Annotated in this window: 14 protein-coding genes; 9 read left to right on the top strand and 5 right to left on the bottom strand. The window is 61.7% G+C overall.

Going from position 1 to position 17,428, the window contains the following annotated elements:
* Positions 1-32: 32 nt before the first annotated feature.
* From EI969_RS18075 to EI969_RS18060, 4 genes are all read left to right on the top strand, one after another.
* On the top strand, positions 33-722 hold the full coding sequence (locus EI969_RS18075; RefSeq protein ID WP_160388997.1) for an N-acetyltransferase: 690 nt from the start codon (positions 33-35) through the stop codon (positions 720-722).
* A gap of 4 nt (positions 723-726) precedes the next feature.
* Complete coding sequence (locus EI969_RS18070; RefSeq protein ID WP_160388996.1) at positions 727-1,938, top strand: GNAT family N-acetyltransferase; 1,212 nt, start codon at positions 727-729, stop codon at positions 1,936-1,938.
* Entirely contained in the window at positions 1,910-2,704 is a 795-nt protein-coding gene (locus EI969_RS18065) for a ChbG/HpnK family deacetylase (protein ID WP_160388995.1), read from the top strand. Before EI969_RS18070 ends, EI969_RS18065 begins: the two co-directional genes overlap by 29 nt.
* A 306-nt stretch (positions 2,705-3,010) precedes the next feature.
* On the top strand, positions 3,011-3,709 hold the full coding sequence (locus tag EI969_RS18060) for an N-acetyltransferase (RefSeq protein ID WP_160388994.1): 699 nt from the start codon (positions 3,011-3,013) through the stop codon (positions 3,707-3,709).
* A gap of 318 nt (positions 3,710-4,027) precedes the next feature.
* Here the strand turns inward: EI969_RS18060 and EI969_RS18055 are convergent, their stop codons facing one another.
* On the bottom strand, positions 4,028-4,834 hold the full coding sequence (locus tag EI969_RS18055) for a class I SAM-dependent methyltransferase (protein WP_160388993.1): 807 nt from the start codon (positions 4,832-4,834) through the stop codon (positions 4,028-4,030).
* A 171-nt stretch (positions 4,835-5,005) separates the two neighbouring features.
* Between EI969_RS18055 and EI969_RS18050 the strand changes: the two genes are divergently transcribed.
* Positions 5,006-5,383, top strand: coding sequence for a hypothetical protein (locus tag EI969_RS18050; RefSeq protein ID WP_160388992.1), 378 nt, complete (start codon positions 5,006-5,008; stop codon positions 5,381-5,383).
* Between the two features lie 18 nt (positions 5,384-5,401).
* On the opposite strand, the gene EI969_RS18045 is transcribed toward EI969_RS18050, so the two are convergent.
* From EI969_RS18045 to EI969_RS18030, 4 genes are all read right to left on the bottom strand, one after another.
* On the bottom strand, positions 5,402-6,835 hold the full coding sequence (locus EI969_RS18045) for a sigma-54 dependent transcriptional regulator (RefSeq protein WP_160388991.1): 1,434 nt from the start codon (positions 6,833-6,835) through the stop codon (positions 5,402-5,404).
* Positions 6,804-8,297, bottom strand: a complete 1,494-nt coding sequence (locus EI969_RS18040; protein ID WP_160388990.1) for an ATP-binding protein — start codon at positions 8,295-8,297, stop codon at positions 6,804-6,806. The genes EI969_RS18045 and EI969_RS18040 overlap by 32 nt, the downstream gene beginning before the upstream one ends.
* Before the next feature lie 102 nt (positions 8,298-8,399).
* A complete protein-coding gene (locus tag EI969_RS18035) occupies positions 8,400-9,479 on the bottom strand; it encodes an SCO family protein (RefSeq protein WP_371925996.1) in 1,080 nt (359 codons plus the stop codon).
* Positions 9,480-9,743: 264 nt separating this feature from the next.
* A complete protein-coding gene (locus tag EI969_RS18030) occupies positions 9,744-11,189 on the bottom strand; it encodes a sensor histidine kinase (RefSeq protein ID WP_160388988.1) in 1,446 nt (481 codons plus the stop codon).
* 280 nt (positions 11,190-11,469) lie between these two features.
* Here EI969_RS18030 and EI969_RS18025 point away from each other — a divergent pair, with 280 nt between their 5' ends.
* From EI969_RS18025 to EI969_RS18010, 4 genes are read left to right on the top strand one after another with little or no spacing between them, the layout of a single operon-like run.
* A complete protein-coding gene (locus tag EI969_RS18025; protein ID WP_160388987.1) occupies positions 11,470-12,816 on the top strand; it encodes a hypothetical protein in 1,347 nt (448 codons plus the stop codon).
* A gap of 35 nt (positions 12,817-12,851) precedes the next feature.
* Positions 12,852-15,101, top strand: a complete 2,250-nt coding sequence (locus EI969_RS18020) for an Ig-like domain-containing protein (RefSeq protein ID WP_160388986.1) — start codon at positions 12,852-12,854, stop codon at positions 15,099-15,101.
* A 60-nt stretch (positions 15,102-15,161) separates the two neighbouring features.
* On the top strand, positions 15,162-15,623 hold the full coding sequence (locus EI969_RS18015; RefSeq protein ID WP_160388985.1) for a curlin: 462 nt from the start codon (positions 15,162-15,164) through the stop codon (positions 15,621-15,623).
* 27 nt (positions 15,624-15,650) lie between these two features.
* Positions 15,651-17,099, top strand: coding sequence for a curlin (locus tag EI969_RS18010; RefSeq protein WP_160388984.1), 1,449 nt, complete (start codon positions 15,651-15,653; stop codon positions 17,097-17,099).
* The last annotated feature ends 329 nt before the right edge of the window (positions 17,100-17,428 follow it).

The following is a 17,428-nucleotide window of genomic DNA, read 5'->3' as shown; positions in this document are numbered from 1 at the left end:
ACTTACGGGCAAACCCGTCAGGAGCCAACAACATGAGTGCAATCAAAAAACTCAGCGAACACATCAAACAAAGGGGCCTGAGCGCCACCTTGAAAAAAGTCTGGAAGCACTACGTGTTTTCCCACCAGGAGCTACTGTGGATGGAGCGTGACCTGGTCAGCCCGGTACCACCGCACAAGCTCAAGGCCTACTCGCCGCTGCGGGTCGTGCGCATTACCCCCGAGAACGCCGTGGCCTTCACCCGCCACTTTGGTGACCGGGTCGAGACCATGGCGGAACTTGCCCGCGAGGGCTACACCGGGCAAATGCACCTGGACGACAAGGGTGACGCGGTGGCGTTCATCTGGGGGGCCGCGCGCAACTATCACGACAAGCACTACTACGGCTGCTGGTTCCCGGTGAAACCAGGGGAATTCTTCGAGTTCGGTGGCGAACTGGCCAGGCCCTACTGGGGCACCAAGCTGTCGATGGACCTGCAGACCGAGCTGTGGAAAGCCATGCACGCCCAAGGCTGCAACAAGGTGGTGGACGTGTGCGAGTGGCACAACATCCCCGCGCTCAAGCTGCACATACGCACCGGCTACGACGAACAGGGACGCATCATGAACGTCTACGAACTGTTTGGCCGCTGGCGCTTCTTCCGCGAAACACGCTACACCGGCTCGCGCCTGGCAACCCTGCGCAAACCGGTGCGTGAACCTGCCACTGCCGAGGCGACGTGATCCCATGACGATACGATTCGAGTGGCGCACTTCGCTGTGCACCCACGACTTTCCCGCAGCGGCTTACGAAGCGTTGCGCCAGCGCGTGACGGACCACACGCCGTTCAACACCCTGGCCTGGCTGTGTGCATCGGAACAGGCACTCAAACCCGGCGAGCAGCTGCACGTGCTGCTGGCCTGGCAGGGTGACGAACTGGCGCTGTGCCTGCCGTTGGTGGCGTCCGTGGAGCGCTTTGCGCGTGTGCCATTTCGAGTCCTGCATCATTTGGGCTATCCCCTCGCCGACCGCCTCGCGCTAATGACGAGGCTGGACGGCGACTCTTTCAGCAAGGCGCTGACGCAGATCCGCCAGCGCCTGCCCCATGCCATGCTGCAACTCAACGAACTGGCCGGTGCCACGGCCCAGGCCCTGGCACCCTGGCAGGCGCTGAGTTCGACCGCCGAACAACGCCTCAGCTGTCGAGTGCCGGTGCACCTGATCAGCGAGGCCGACCATCAGGAAGTCTCTGGCGACCCGCGCTACAAACTGCGCCGCGCGCGCAAACGCATCGCCGCCTGTGGCGCCCAGGTACGCCGGATTATCCCCGACGCCCTGACCATGGGCCCGCTGTTGCAGGAAATCAGTGAAGTCGAAGCGGTGAGCTGGAAAGGCGATGAAGGCGTCGGGATCTTTTCCGATGCGCGTCATCGCCAGTGGATGGACCGCGCCTTCAGCGCCCTGGCGGCTCGCGGCCTGGTGCGTGTGGTGGTGCTGGAGCTGGAGGGGCGCTGCATCAGCTATCGTCTTGGTTTGCTGGAACAGGGCCGCCTGTACGACTACAACCTGGCATTCCTGCCGCAATATGCCGACCTGGGCAGTGGCCGGGTGCTGCTCGAGGAGTGGATTCGCTGGGGCCTGGAAGACAACTGGCAGTGGATCGATGCGTCTCGGGTCAGCCTGGAAAACTCCAGCCATCAACTGCACGAACGCATGAGCGGACAACTGGAGCACTGGCGCTGGAGTTTTTACTCCTGGCGCCCTGGCGGACTGGTGCTGGGGCTGGCCTTGCGGGTCTGGCAACGCGTCAAACCCCGATTGCAGCAATGGCGCGCCCGGCGCGCGGCGGCCGCAGTCGAAACCCCGGCGCCCGTCGCGACACCCGCGGCCAAAACACCGGCGTCTACGGAAAAATTCAAGGAGGGTGACCATGCCTCGGCAAGTGATAGTCAACGCTGACGACTTCGGCCTCAGTGCCTGTGAAAACGCGGTGATCCTCGGCGCATTCCAGGCGGGGCTCATCAGCTCCGCCACCGCCATGGCCAACATGCCGGCGTTCGAAGCGGCCTGCGTGCTGGCCCGGCACCCGTTGCTCGAAGGCCGCATCGGCCTGCACTTCAACCTCACCTACGGCCGTCCGCTGAGCCAGAGCATTGCGCAGCGCCCGATCTTTTGCGACGGTGCCGGGGCGTTCGACCTCAACCTGTCCCGCACCCGCCTCTGGCTCGGCCGACGGGATCGCCACGCCGTGCTCGAAGAACTCGAAGCCCAGTGGCAGCGTTGCCTGGACAACGGTTTGCGCCCCAGTCACCTGGACTCCCATCAACACGTGCACAACATCTGGCCGATCGGCGAGATCGTCGCGCGCTTCGCCGCCCGCCAGGGGGTGCCGGTGCGCCTGGCGCGCAACCTGGGGCAAAACCTCAGCCTGCCCAAGCGCGTGTTCAAAGTCCTGTTCAACCGCCGCCTGAGCAACCTGGCCGGCGCCACCGCCGACTACGTGTGCACCCCGGTGGACCTGCGCAACGCCGAGCCACCCGCCGACGGACTGCTGGAAATCGTCGCCCACCCGAACCAGCTCGGCGCCGACTTCGGCGATGCCTACCTGGAGCCGGGAGAATCCTTGAGTGCGTTGCTCGAACAGCGTTTGCCGGGGGTGCCGCGGGTGGCCTATAGCGCCGCTGGCGAAGGCGCGCTTCACCGCGCACAGGCAGTCCTGGAGTAACACCGCAATCCCCCTGTGGGAGCGAGCCTGCTCGCGAAGAGGCCGGTACATTCAACATCTTTGTTGACTGAACCACCGCCTTCGCGAGCAGGCTCGCTCCCACAGGTAATGCACCTTTCAATCGGCTGTTTTCCTCCCGAATGGGTTCGGGACGAGCAGCTTTTTGACGCCTGAAAATTGTGTCAAGACTGATACACAACTTGAAACATAATGCTGGCAAGGAGATGGCAATGCACTGGCCATCGGTGATCTATACCCATCAATACCTTCATCACGCACCATCAATCCTCGACAAAGGAGGGCTTCATGAGCGTACTCGACAAGCTTCAAGAACACATCAAGCGCAAGGGCCTGGGTCGCACGTTCGGTACCCTGTGGAAACGCTACGTGTTCTTCCATTGGGAGTTGCTGTGGATGGAGCGCGACCTGGTCAGCCCGGTGCCGCCGCACAAACTGCGGCCCTACTCTCCCGTGCGCCAGGTGACCATCACCCCGGAGAACGCCAGCGCATTCGCGAAGAACTTCGGCGACCGCGTCGGGACCATGGCCGAGCTCGCGGCCGAAGGTCACACCGGGCACATGTACCTGGATGAAGAAGGCCATGCGATCGGGTTCATCTGGGCCAGCACCCGGGACTATTACGATCGCCACTATTACGGCTGCATGTTCCCGGTCAAGGAAGGCGAATTCTTCGAGTTCGGCGGCGAAATGACCCGCGCCTACTTCGGCACCCGCCTGTCGGTGGATGTCCAGGTGGCTCTCTGGGAGACCATGGCGCTGCAAGGCTGCAACAAGGTGGTGGACGTCTGCGAGACCCACAACATCCCGGCGCTGAAACTGCACATTCGCATGGGCTACCAGGAACAGGGTCGCGTCACCCATGTCTACGGCCTGTTCGGCCGCTGGCGCTTCTTCCGCGAAACCCGCTACAGCGGCTCCCGCCTGGACCCGCTGCGCAAACCGGGGCGGCCGGTGGTGACGGCGGCGACGCAGGCGGAGGCTTGATTTCGGGTTTGTCCGATTTACCGCGGCGCTCGCTTGTATGTTTAGACTTGAAGGGGTGGGTGGCGCGAATCAAGTTGATCCTGCGCCCCTGGCATCAAGCTGCAAGCCTGATACCTGTCGGTAAGCAGAAAATCCTGTGGGAGCGGGCTTGCCCGCGATAGCGGCAGCAAATTCAACATTGATGTGTCTGACATACCGCCATCGCGGGCAAGCCCGCTCCCACAGTGGATTGTTGTCGTATGCAAGATAGATGTACGACTCCGAACTCCTGTGGGAGCGAGCCTGCTCGCGATGGCGTCAGTCCTGGCAACACATGCCTCAACCCTTCACCACCACCCACGTAAAACACAACGGCAACTGCGCCACCTGCTGTTGATAGCGGTCATACAGTTCTTCGCGGTTGGAGTGCGGGTATTCCTGGAAGTGGCGGATCTGCAGGCCTGCCGCCAGGGCGGCGCTGAAGAGGTCGCCCAGGGTGTGGGCGAACCAGTAGGACGGCGCGGCCGGCTGTTCGATCTTGCCTTCGTAGACGATCGGCTCGTGCTGCACGAAGGGTTCGCGGCGAAAATATGAGCTGGCCGGGCGAAAGGGATCGGCGGCCTCGGGGTCGAACATCTCCAGGTACGGGTGGGTTTCGTACACCACCAGCGCGCCACCCGGTTTCAGCGTGCGCGCCGCATGGCGGAAGAATTCGCCGATGTCCGGCATCCAGTTCAGCACCCCGATGGTGATCAGCGCCAGGTCGAAGCGCTCCTGCAGTTGCGCAGGCAAGTGATGAACGTCCGCTTCGATGAATTGCGGCGCATGGGGCGAGCGCGACGCCAGTTCCCGCGCCTGTTCGAGGAATGCGCCGGACTGGTCGACGCCCACCACGCTGCGCGCGCCCAAGGCGAACAGCGACAGGCTTTCGCGGCCGTTGTTGCAACACAGTTGCAGCACGTCCTTGGCGTCGACACCGGTCCGGGTCAGCAAGTCGGTCAGGGTGTCATCCAGGCAGGAAAAATCCGCCTGCGCCACGCCCTCCAGCAAGGCTTGCCATTCCCTGGAGTCCTTGTGATGACGGGCGGAGTCATTCCAGGCCTCGCGGTTACTGGCGATGGCTTGTTCTTTTGTCGGCAGTTCCATTGCTCGCTCCAGGGTTCGGGTGGTCGATTTGACCGACCGGAGTCTAGATCAAGCTTGTTCTGGCAGCTGTTGCGAAGTTGTAATCCGCGCAGCGCCGACGGCTGCCCGCGGCCGCAGCTATAGTTAATGACCTTGGGGACATGTGGTTAAACCGATTTCGCAGGTGCTGCCATGAAAAAAACCGACCTGATGCTTGTGCTCGCCGTCAGCCTGAGCGCGACCGCTGTCGTCCATGCCGACGACATGCCCACCACCAACTACAGCAGTGAATTCAACTACTACGGCGCCGACCAACCCTTCGCCCACCCGGTGCCACAGTCCATGAGCACTGTGCCGCCGGGTTCGTACATCCCGACCGCACCCGGGGACTTCATTCCGGTTTCAAGTGCGCACGTGTTCTCCGACTCGCGCCTGCCGACCGTGGCCGACGCCACGGTCCGGGTGTTTATCCGCTCCTACGATGCGGAGCGTGGCGTGTACGTGAACCAGGAAGTCGAGAATCCCGGTTGCATGCTGTCCTGCCTGAGGGAAGGCCCGGTGTTGCAGTGAGACTGATTGAAAACACCCTTACCACTGGCGTTTGTCCGGACGGGCGAGGCCGAGTTTTTCGATCCGGTAGCGCAACATGTCACGGCTCAGACCCAGCAGGCGTGCCGATTTGGTGACGTTCCAGTCGGTCTTGTCGAGCATCTTGCGCACCATGTCGCGCTCCACTTCCGGCAGGTTCATCGATTCGCTGCCGTTGTAGGTCGGACGCTGCTCGCTGAAATGTTGCGGCTCCTGATGAAACATCGGTGGCTCATCCACCAGGCTCAGGCAGACGTTCAACTGGTTGGCGGCGATGGTGTCGCTTTGCGCCAGCAACACGGTTTGCTCGAGCATGTTGCGCAATTCGCGCACGTTGCCCGGCCAGCTGTAGCTGAGCAGCAATTCTTCGGCCTGGTTGCTGAAGTACAGGTTCGGCTTGCCATAACGTTTGCCGTGGGTCGCCAGGAAATGCCGGGCCAGCAGCAGGATGTCGGCGCCACGGGCATACAGGCGCGGCACCTTGATCGAAATGATGCGCAGGCGGAAAAACAGGTCGCGGCGGAATTTGCCCTGCTGGACCATCTGTTCGAGATTGCAGTTGGTGGCGCTGATCACCCGCAGATCGACCTTGCGCTCCTTCACCGAACCGACCCGGCGGATGGTCCGGTCTTCCAGCAGCTTGAGCAGCTTGGCTTGCAACAGCAGGTCCATTTCACCGATTTCATCGAGGAACAGCGTGCCGCCATCGGCCGCTTCCACCAGCCCCATGCGACGGTCCTTGGCGTCGGTGAAGGCGCCCTTCTCGTGGCCGAACAGTTCCGACTCCACCAGGTTGGACGGGATCGAAGCGCAGTTGAATTCAATGAACGGGCCCTTGCTGCGCGGACCGTCGAAATGCAGGGCGCGGGCCACCAGTTCCTTGCCGGTGCCGGTCTCGCCTTCCACCAGGACCGGCGGCAGATCGCTGTTGGCCATCCGCCGTTCGGCGTCGAGCAACTGGCTGATGGTGCCCTTGAGGTACACCATCGGTGCCGACTCGCCAATCAGCGCCTGAATCCCCGATTTCTGGGCCTCGCGCTCCTGGTAAAAGTTCAGCGTGCGCTCCATGCGGTCGGTCGCCAGGGCCTTGTCCAGCAACAGCTTGAGCTCTGGCAGGGCCACGGGTTTGGTGACGTAGTGAAAGGCGCCCTCTTTCATCGCCACCACGGCGTCTTCGACATTGCCGTAGCCGGTCATCATGATCACTTTCAGATCCGGCGCGCTCACACGCAACTTCTGGATCAGGTCGTGACCACTCATGCCCGGCAACGAGTTGTCGGTCAGTACCACGTCCGGAGCGAAAGAACCCAATTGCTCCAGTGCGTCTTCAGCCGAGTGGCAGACGGTCACCTCGAAGTCCTTGCGCTCCAGGTAAGTCTGAATATTCTCGGCGAGGATCTCGTCATCCTCGACCAGCAGAATGCTGTGCTCCATATACCCCTCCCGTTGCCACTTTGAAATTGAGACACACGCGGGTTCCTTCCTGCTCCCGGCTGGTCAGTTCGACCGAGCCGTCAAAACGCTCCATTATTCTTTTGACCAGGGCCAGCCCCACGCCCAAACCGCCTTGCTTGGTGGTGAAAAACGGCTTGAAGACCATTTGTTGCTGCTGCTTGGACATGCCCTTGCCGGTGTCGGTCAGGAGCATGGTCAGGTAGCCGGGCACCGAGGAGTCGATCTCGATCGTCAGCGTGCCGCCCTTGGGCATGGCTTCCAGAGCGTTAGCAAACAGGCTATTGAGTATTTGCGTCAGTAGCACCTGGTGGCTGACGACCGGTGGCACGCTGGCGGGAGAGAAGCTCACTTCGACGTTCGAGCGTTTGATCAGGGACTCGAAGGCACTCAAGGTGTCTTCGATGGCGAGCACCAGGTCGACCGTTTCAAAGTCGTCATTCATCGGCCGCAACGACACCAGCAATTCACGGACCCAGCGCGACATGCGATCGACCTGATTGATGATGTCGCCAATGTTTTTCTGGGCCGGCTGGCTGGCGATGTCCTGGGCCAGTTCGGCGCTGGAGCGGATGTTGGCCAGCGGATTGCGCAGACTGTGGGCGACCGCCGAGGACATTTCCCCCAGGGCGACGAAGGTTTCGTTGGCGATCAGCTGTTTTTGCTGGCTTTGCAAGAGTATCGCCGCACGCCGCACGATCCAGAACAGCCCCAGGTAGATCGCCGCCCCGCCAATCAGGGTCGCCAGCCAGATCGCCTTGAAGCCACGCTGGATGCGCCCCACCAGGTCCACCGGCTCCTTGTAGATCTCCACCATGGCAATCACTTTGCTTTTGTCGGCGCTGAACATCGGAATGTAGTTCTCGACGAACAGGTATTCCGGTTCGTGCAGCAGGCGCTGCTCGGGACGCTCCTCATCGATCTCGTGGTAGCTGGTGGAGACCGGCGATTTCATTTCAAAGGATTCATCCAGTTCCTCGTCGTCCTTGATGCGCACGCCGATCAACTCGGCGTTGGTCGACCAGACCACGGTGCGGTCCTGGGCATACACGGTCGCCAGCAGGATGTCCGGCAGATGCTCGACATGGTCGAGAAACTCGGCGCGCGCGGCGGCCCGGGATTCGGGGCTGACGTCGGCATAGGCATGGTCCAGGCGCGGGTCGAGCATTTCGCCCATGGTTCTACCTGGCGAAATCGCCGCATGACGGATTTCGGCTTCGCCAATGGCTTGAATGAACTGCGCGGTGAGCATCGAATCGCGCTCGATGCTTTCATCGACCACAAAGCGCGTGGAAATGTAACCCAGCCCCAACGCCACCACGGCAATGATGAAAAAACTGGCCAGGGAGAACCAGCGCAGCAAGTTGAACTGTGGCTGCCAACCCTTGCGCATTGCTGCCGGAGCTGCCGGCGCAGGTACTTTTTGTTGTTCCAGTATCTGCATGGGGTCTGTCCTGAGTCCTTGAATCCAGCCTTTGCAGCCATGTATCACGTCAGTGTAGGTAACATTGATAGCAATTGGCTGGCCCACGTAACTATTTCGACACTATTGCACCGGCAAGGCCGGTTGCCCGACTGCGTGATGATGTTCGGGCTCGTCGTTACCGCTGACCAACGGCGCCACCGGTGGATGCTGACGGTCGGTTTCTTCCTGCAGGAAGTCGATGATGGATTGCGCGGATTTCGTGTCCAGGCGCAGGTTGGGCATCGAAATCCTGTTGTAGCGTTCGAACAGTTCCATCGCGATCGGGTCCTTTTCCGCGAGCATGCGATCCGGCTCGCGGATCCAGCGGTTGAGCCACTCTGGATCGCGCTGGCGGGTCACGCCGATCAGGTCCGGGCCGATGCTGCGCAAACCGATGCCCTGTCCGTCCAGCGGGCCAAGGCTGTGGCACGACGCGCAGCGGGTGCGGAACAGCTCTTCGCCATTGCTTGGCGGGCGGATTTGCGGCGCATTGACGTAGCTTTCCTCGACGCTGGGCTGTTTCCAGTTCTGCAGGGTATTGGCCAGTTGGTCGGCGAGGATCCACGGGTTTTCGAACGGCGAGGCTTTCATCCAGCGGCCCGTTGCCTGGTTGCCGACGATCAGGCTCAGGTTGTGGTCCTTGCTGCGGCCGTTATCGACACCTTCGATGAACAGCCCCAGTTTCTTGCGCAGCTCGGTCACGTCGGCGAATTCCCCGGTGAGGAATTTCCAGCCCGGCCCGACCTGGAAGCGTTGTGCATAGGCCTTGAGCACCTCAGGGGTATCGCTCAAGGGGTCGATGCTGATGGAGTAGAAAAAAATGTCCTTGCCGACCCTGTCCCCCAGCAGTTTCTGCACCTGGCGCATACGCGCGGTTTCCAGGGGGCAGGAGTCGCTGCACGAGGTGAAGATGAAGTTGATCACCACCACCTTGCCTTTGATCATGTCATCGAAAAAACGCATCTGCCGGCCGTCCTGGTCGGTCAGCAGGGTGTTGGGGAAGTAGTCGCCCCCCCACGGGGTGACGTCTTCAACGACCGCCGTATCGGGTGTCGATCCGGGCTCGACTGCCGGAACAGTTGCGGGTGTCGACAACGGCTGGCTCGCGACCAGCAGCTGGCTGGTCAGCAGACCGGTCACCAGCATCAGCACCAGGTGCATGCCCAATGCTCGTGAGCGTGGTGAATGCAGTTTTTCATCCGGTGTTGAACGCTTGAATTTGCACCGCGCGCTTCTTTCCATCACCTGCCGCCTCGATGTCGTGAAGGGGGTGATGGGGGGACTGCAAGGAACTCGCCAGTTTTGGAACTGTTTTATACAAAGTATTAACTATCGATAAAACAATGGCTTATCAACATCAATGGGATACAAGGGTGGGTATTTGGCCGGGATTTCCCCAATAATGGGGATAGTTCATCCCCGTTTTCAGGGGACCAGCATAAACGCCAGGCGGACCGTGGTGCCCTCGCCTTCACGGCTATCGAGGGTCACCACACCGCCAAATCGCTCCATGATCCGCTTGACCAGCACCAGGCCGACGCCCAGCCCGCCCTGCTTGGTGGTGAAGAACGGCCGGAAGGCCATGGTGCGCTGTTCTTCGTTCATGCCTATGCCGGTATCGCTCACCGTCACGCTGACACGCTGGGCCTCGCGCGGCTCGATGCGGATGGTCAGCGTACCGCCCCTGTCCATGGCTTCCACCGCGTTGGACAGCAGGCTGTTGAGGATCTGCGTCAGTTGCACGTGCTGGCTCAGGACCATGGGCGTCTGGTCATGCTCGAACACCACGTTGACCCTGGCCTTGGCGATCTGCTGCTCGTAAGCCAGCAGGCTGTCATGCAGTGCCGCCACCAGGTTCACCGGTTCAGCCTCGTCATTGAGCGGTCGCAGGGACTGCAGCAACTCGCGTACCCAATTGGACATGCGATCGACCTGACCGATGATGTTGTTGATGTTGTCGTGCGCCGGTCCGTCGTCGAACTCAACCGCCAGCTCGGCGCTGGAACGGATGTTCGCCAGCGGATTGCGCAGACTGTGGGCGACCGCCGAGGACATCTCCCCCAGCGCGACAAAGGTTTCGTTGGTGATCAATTGCTGCTGCTGCTCCGCCAGCAGGTTCGCCGCTCGCCGCACGATCCAGTACAGGCCCAGGTAAATCAGACCGCCACCCAGGGCGGTTGCCAGCCAGATCAGCACCAGGCCGCGCTCCATGCGGTTGATAAGGTCCTGCGGTTCCTTGTAGATCTCCACCATCGCCGTGACGGTCTTGCCATCGGCGCCGAACAGGGGAATGTAATTTTCGATGAAGAGGTATTTGGGGGGCACGACGAACTTCTGCTCTTTGCGGGCCTTGTCCACATCGTGATAACCGGTCGACACGGACGTCTTCGAGTGGAATGCCCGCTCGAGGTCTTCATCGTCACGAATAGTGGTACCCATCAGGGACGGATTGGTCGACCAGATCACCATGCGGTCGGGGGCATAGATATTGGCGAGGATCACGTCAGGCAGATTTTCGATATGGTCGAGGAACTCACCACGGGCACTGGCGCGGGCCAGCGGGTCGACGTCAGTAAAGTCCTTGTCTGTTCGCGGGTCGAGCAACTCGCCCATGGTCCTGACGTGGGGAATGGACACATGGCGCACTTCGGCCGTGGCGATCGCCTGAACGAATTGTGAGGTCAACAGCGCATCGCGCTGCACGCTTTCGGTAATCACGAACCGCGTGGACACCGCCCCCAGCGCCACTGCCACCGTGCCGATCACCGCCATGCTGATCAGCGAAAACCAGCGCAGCAGATCGAACGGCTGCTTGCGCGCTTTCAAGCGGACCTCGCTTTTGTTCGCAAACACTTTTGCGATCGTGGTCATGAACACGTTCCCGGTTACCCCCTATAGGTTTATAGCCCACTCATGGCCGTTTGCCCGAATCTGGGGACTTTGATTCCCCACCCGCCCCTGCGTCCCCATCACCCCCAATGTTGGGGACAACCGCCCGTTTGATTACTTCCCGGTCTATCGGCCGCGACTGCGCCAACGCCCGTATTCCGGGCCTCTTACGGGCGTTTTCGCGCATTGGTATGGAAGTTGCCAACTTCCCAGCCAACTGACCCATCCCCAAGGGGCAGGTACTTCGATAGAGGGAATACTCATGCACCCTTTACTGTGCAAAACCGCGACCGCCCTGGTCGTGACCGCTCTGGCCCAAGGCATCGCCCAGGCAGCGCTGTTTGCCGTAGACCCCGGACCCTACCTGCCAGCCAATGGCAATTTCGCCGCCTGGTACCAGGATGCACACGGCAGAACACTTGACCTGTGCTTGTCAAAGGCTGTCAGTTCCAGGGTTGCCAGCACGCCGGGCGCCCCGACTTACATGTGTTCGCTGATCCCTAACCCCGGTATTTTCGACGACACCAAACCGTTGGTCTTCCCGACCAATTTCCCCGACGAAGCGTTCTGGGCCACAGGCGAAACGACCATTGTCGATGCCACCCGAGGCATCGACCTGACCTATGTCTCGGCGCTCGAAGCCGCCTTCAGTGGCGGTGATCCGCTGGAGGGCGACCAGATCAGCTTCGCCCGTATCCGTATTCGCATCGACGTGCCCGTCGCCGGCACCTATGTCATCACCCACCCCTACGGCGTCGAAGTATTCAACGTCGACACCCCCGGCCGGCGGGCGATCAACATGACCCGGGACATCGGCATCGGTGCGCCAAAAACCTATAACGGCGCGCTCAAGGGCGACGTCGGACCGTTCCTGCGCAGCGTCAACGGCCCCTACACCGAGACCAACCCGACCACTGGCCAGGCGGAGAGATTCGTCGGCGATCCGAACCTCAACGAGGCCGTCACCGGCAGCCCGTTCAACACCAACTACGTGCGCATCGAAGGCCCCAATGGCCTGGACTTGCGCACCACCCTCTTCGCCGTTTCCGGAAAGTTGTCGACGGTAGTGCGGCCGACCCCGGTGATCGCCGAACGCAGCACCTACTCTCGACATGCCGGCGCCAGCGCGCCGGTGGCCCAGCAGGATGTGTTCGTGATGGCCCCGCCGCCACCGGCCAGCGTGACCCTGACCAGCAACAACCCGGTCCTGAACCTCTCCGAAGCGAACACCACCGGTCACTGGTATGCGCAGTCGCCGAACAACCCGACGCTGCCGAGCACCTTGCAGGTGACCGCCGACAACCACCTGGCCATCGCCAGCAGCACGCCGACCCTCCTGCCCATGCCGCTGACGGACCTGGTGACCATCTCACGGGCCGAGTACAGCCTGAGCACCGGGCAAATCAGCATCACGGCCTCGACCAGCGATGAAACGTCGCCTCCGGTACTCACCGCTACCACCGGCACCGGTCTTGCCATCGGCGCCCTGAGTGGCGACGGCGCCGTGAAAAGCCTGGCCACCGGGATCACCCCGGTTCCGCCAGCCCAGGTTCGCGTGACGTCAGCCAATGGCGGCAGCGATACCGAAGAAGTGGTCATCGTGCAATGAACGCTCACATGCCCAGATCCTCATCAGGAGGCATCATGAACAAATGGCCACGCTTGGCGATCAACGCCCTGGGACTGACTCTATCGCTGTCCGGCAGTGCCTTCGCGCAACTCGCCGCCGTCGATCCCGGCCCCTACACCTTTGCCACCGGGAAATTCCCGATCTGGTATCAGGACAAAAATCTGCTGTCGATGGAGCTGTGCCAGTCCCGCGCCGTCAGCACCCGGGTAGGCGCCAGTGTGCCGCCGGCCTACATGTGTACCCTGCTGCCGACACCCGGCATTTTCGATGACACCCTGCCGATGGTGTTCCCGGATAACTGGCCGGACGAAGCCTTCTGGTTCCTTGCCGAGACCACCATCCCCAACAATGCCGCCGGCTATGGCATGGACGCCTATGTCGCCGGGATCGAGGCTGCATTTGCTGGCGGCGACCCGCTGGATGGCGACCAGATCAGCTTCGCGCGGATTCGCATGCGGATCAATATTCCTACTGCCGGGACCTACACCATTACCCACCCCTATGGTGTGGAAACGGTCAACGTCACCACCCCCGGCCGCCGTGCGATCAACATCACCCGGGACGTCGGCATCGGTGCACCGGGGGTTTTCACCGGTGCAGTCAACGGTGCGCTCGGGCCGTTCCTGCGTAGTGTCAACGGCCCCTACACCGCGGTGAACCCGGACACCGGCGCCGTCGAAACCTTCATCGGCGACCCGAACCTCACCGAGGCCGTGACCGGCAGCCCCAACAACACCAACTTCGTGCGCATCCAGGGCCCGGCCGGGACCATCCAGACCAACCTCTTCACCGTGGCCGGCAAGGTGCTCGACAGCCGCGCACAAACCGCTGTGGAAATGAGCCGTGCCACCTACCGGCGCATCGCCGGCACCGGTGGCAACAACACCCGGGTCGAAGTGTTCGCCAAAGCCGGCAATGGCTCGACCCTGTGCTTGCGCGAAAGCATCGCCCTGGTGCCCGGCCCGCCGGTGACGCCTTGCCAGACCACCATGGTCAGCGACAACAACGGCACGTTCTTCGCCCAGCATCTGCTGACCAATGGAACCGTGCCTCCGGTCGTGGTGGTCACCGCCACCAACCCGGCCGGCACCACCCGGCCGACAGCGGTGTCGAGCAAGCTCTCGGACGTGGTGAAAATCCAGACCGCTCAATACAGCTGGAGCAACCACAGCCTGCTGATCGAGGCCACCTCCACAGACGAAGTGGTGGTACCGGACATGGTCGCCCAGGGATACGGACGGCTGACGAAATCCGGCACCCTGCAACGCCTGACGGTGTCTGAGCTGACCCAACCCCCTGCAACCGTCACGGTGAAATCCGCTGCCGGCGGCAGTGATACCGAGCCGGTCGTTGTCGTCGGCACTGCACCGGACACCGGCGCGAATCAGGCACCGATCGCCGTCGCCGATACCGGCAGCACCAGCTTCGGCGTGCCGATCACCCTCAACCTGCTGGCCAACGACAGGGACCCTGACAACAACAATCCGCTGAGCATTACCGCGCTGACCCCACCGGCCACCGGCCAGGGCACCGTGGCATTGAGCGGCACGGCGGCAGTGGTCTACACCCCTCCTGCCGTGGTCAACGCGCCGCTGACTGCGACCTTCACCTACAAGGCCCAGGACGTCAAAGGCCTGGCCTCGACGACCGCGGCAACCGTGACCATTACCGTGGCGCCTAACCGGCCTGCGGTGGCAGTCGCCGATGCCGTCACGACACTGGGTGTGGCAATCCCGATCAGCGTGCTGGCCAACGACACCGATCCGGAAGGCAACCTGCCGCTCGCGGTCGCCAGCTTCACTCAACCACCGGTAAATCGCGGCACCGTCAGCAGTAACGGCACCGTGCTCACTTACACCCCACCGGGCAACGTCACCACGGCCTTCACTACGACCTTCACCTACTTCGCCCGGGACAGCTTCGGCGCCGTGTCGACAGCGCCGGCCACGGTCACGGTGCAGGTCTCGCCACGGCCTGCTGCGGAAACCTTCGCAGTGACCACCGCAACGGTGAGCGCCCGTTCCAACAACCGCTTCACCTGGGACTTTGCCGGCACCTCATCGGTGACCACCGGCAACACCATCACCATCAAGGTCACTACCCCTACCGGGCTGGTGACGCTGGGCACCACCACCGTACCGCTGAACGGTCGCTGGCGGTTGACGGTGAACAACATCACCACGGTGGTTCCGTCGGCGAACCCGACCGCCACGATCAGCTCGTCCCAAGGCTCCGTGCGTACGGTGCCGGTGATCGCCAACTGAGCCCGCGCCCCATCGACCGCGTCGGTTGATGGGGCCGGCTTGAACCCCAAGGACAAGACCATGAAAACATCGACCGCCGCCCTGCTCTGCCTGCTTTTGCTCTGCTGCAGCGCAGGCGTGCGCGCCGACGATTTGATGGAAAACGATGACCTGGGCCCCGGTGGCGATCTTGGTGAATTGCCACCACCGGTGGGTCAGCACGCGCTGATCAACCAGAACGGCCAGGCCAACGTCGCGATGCTGCAACAGAACGGTCAGTCGTTGCTCGGCACCATCGTCCAGTCGGGAAGCAACCAGGAGGCTTACATCCTGCAACAAGGAAGCGACTTGATGGCAATGATCAATCAACAAGGTACCGGTAACGATGCCTCGATTACCCAGACAGGCAGCCAAAACCGCGCCCAGATCTCGCAGAACGGCAATTACAACAGCGCCAGCATCGACCAGGCCGGCACGGGACTGCAAAGCGCCGTGAACCAGTCCGGGAACGGCATGAGCGTTTCGGTCAAACAATATCGCTAAAGCACTGCACGATACGGAGATTCAATCATGTTCAAATTGACGCCCCTCACCGCCGCGATCCTCGTCATGGTCAGTGCCCAGGCCATGGCCGACGACAGCATTTCCGATCAGTTTCAGGACGGCACCGCCAACATCGCCGACGTGAAGCAGACCGCGGCCCCGCTCAGTAGCGCCAATCAACAGCAGCAAGGTCTGGGCAACGATGCCGCGGCGGTGCAGGACAATGCCACCAGCACCATCGACCAGCGCCAGTCCGGCCAGTACAACGCCGGTTATGCCGAGCAACTGTTCGAAAACGGCAGCACCATCAATCAACTGCAGACCGGCACGTACAACTCCGTGCATGCCAGCCAGTCGATCGGCGTGGGCAGCAGCGAAGCCTTGCAGCAACAGGAAGGCAACGGCAACTTCTCGCTCATCTACCAGGACAGCCAGGACGGCACATCCGCCAGGAGCTTCCAGTTCGGTGACAACAACGAGGTCAACATCGAACAGACGGAGGTGGGCGTCGACAACAAGGCGACGGTCACCCAGCACGGTAACGAGAACTACGGCACCGCCGAACAGGTACTCCATAACGGTGCCCGGATGGACATCAACCAGAACGGCGACGGCAACTATGCCTATGGCGACCAGCGCAACGGCCAGGGCGGCAACCTGAACATCAACCAGTACGGCAACGGCAACGGCACCGAAGTCTGGCAAGAGACTCAGGTCACCAGCCAGGCCACCATCAACCAATACGGGAACACCAACGAAACCATCGTCGATCAGAGCTTTGGCGATAACAACGTGGCTTCGGTGATGCAGGTTGGCAACCTCAACGCCATCTATGCCGACCAGTACGAATCCACCAACGCGACCCTGGCGCTGTATCAACAAGGCAACAGCAACGTGCATTTCACCTACCAGAACGGCACGAACCAGGTACTCAATGTCAACACCACAGGTGACGGCAACAAGGTCTACGCCAGCAACTGGAAAGGCCCGCAGACCGGCGGCCAGTTCGGCAGCAACCAGCGTGCGACCATCAACCAGAACGGCCACGAAAACATCGCCAACTTCACCCAGAACGGCATTGGCCATATCGTCAAGACGAACCAGAGCGGTACCGGCAACAAGACCACCATCAGCCAGGCCGATTCGTACAACGAGCTGTACTTCGACCAGAACGGCAGCGACAACATCCTGATCTCCGACCAGCGCGGCGAGACCAACCTGGCCATCGGCAGCTCTAGCGGCATAGGCAACAGCACCGAGTTCAACCAGGAAGGCAGCAACAACCGCGCCTACACCGAACAGGTGTACGGCAGCGACAACATGATCACCGTCAAACAGGCCGACACCATGAACGTGGCCTACGTCACCCAGGGCGGCACCGGCAACATCGCCAGCGTCGATCAAAGCGGCATGACCCAGACCGCTACCGTGCAACAGTATGGCTCGGCCAACCAGGCAACCGTGCTGCAGCAGTAAAAGCGCGACACTTAAAACCGCGGCCCCGGAGGGGGGTCGCGGTTTTTTATTGATGGAAACAATCCGGCGGCGGCCCGGCCAGCATCATCGGTGCGGAGCAAATGGCCGGCTCGTAAGCCGCCATCGCTGGCAAGCCAGCTCCTACAGAAAAGCAAAAAGTAAAAAGCAAAAAGCAAAAAGCGGCGTACACCCACTGCTTTTAACCACTCATCAGGCCGAGCGTTAGCTCGCCTGCAGCTCTTGATCTTGATCCACCCGCCCCCTCGGAAGGCTGAGTGGAGGTGTTCATCCGGGGATTGGCGCGCAGCGCCGTTCGACGCAGTCGAACT

The organism is Pseudomonas sp. PB101, assembly GCF_009764265.1.
Classification (GTDB): Bacteria; Pseudomonadota; Gammaproteobacteria; order Pseudomonadales; family Pseudomonadaceae; genus Aquipseudomonas.
The sequence above is the reverse complement of the archived record's forward strand: the minus strand, read 5'-3'. Positions and strand labels throughout refer to the sequence as shown.

Coding starts and splice junctions, on each gene's coding strand:
- EI969_RS18075 (WP_160388997.1), top strand. CDS start 33: ATGAGTGCAATCAAAAAACTCAGCGAACACATCAAACAAAGGGGCCTG.
- EI969_RS18070 (WP_160388996.1), top strand. CDS start 727: ATGACGATACGATTCGAGTGGCGCACTTCGCTGTGCACCCACGACTTT.
- EI969_RS18065 (WP_160388995.1), top strand. CDS start 1,910: ATGCCTCGGCAAGTGATAGTCAACGCTGACGACTTCGGCCTCAGTGCC.
- EI969_RS18060 (WP_160388994.1), top strand. CDS start 3,011: ATGAGCGTACTCGACAAGCTTCAAGAACACATCAAGCGCAAGGGCCTG.
- EI969_RS18055 (WP_160388993.1), bottom strand. CDS start 4,834: ATGGAACTGCCGACAAAAGAACAAGCCATCGCCAGTAACCGCGAGGCC.
- EI969_RS18050 (WP_160388992.1), top strand. CDS start 5,006: ATGAAAAAAACCGACCTGATGCTTGTGCTCGCCGTCAGCCTGAGCGCG.
- EI969_RS18045 (WP_160388991.1), bottom strand. CDS start 6,835: ATGGAGCACAGCATTCTGCTGGTCGAGGATGACGAGATCCTCGCCGAG.
- EI969_RS18040 (WP_160388990.1), bottom strand. CDS start 8,297: ATGCAGATACTGGAACAACAAAAAGTACCTGCGCCGGCAGCTCCGGCA.
- EI969_RS18035 (WP_371925996.1), bottom strand. CDS start 9,479: ATGCACCTGGTGCTGATGCTGGTGACCGGTCTGCTGACCAGCCAGCTG.
- EI969_RS18030 (WP_160388988.1), bottom strand. CDS start 11,189: ATGACCACGATCGCAAAAGTGTTTGCGAACAAAAGCGAGGTCCGCTTG.
- EI969_RS18025 (WP_160388987.1), top strand. CDS start 11,470: ATGCACCCTTTACTGTGCAAAACCGCGACCGCCCTGGTCGTGACCGCT.
- EI969_RS18020 (WP_160388986.1), top strand. CDS start 12,852: ATGAACAAATGGCCACGCTTGGCGATCAACGCCCTGGGACTGACTCTA.
- EI969_RS18015 (WP_160388985.1), top strand. CDS start 15,162: ATGAAAACATCGACCGCCGCCCTGCTCTGCCTGCTTTTGCTCTGCTGC.
- EI969_RS18010 (WP_160388984.1), top strand. CDS start 15,651: ATGTTCAAATTGACGCCCCTCACCGCCGCGATCCTCGTCATGGTCAGT.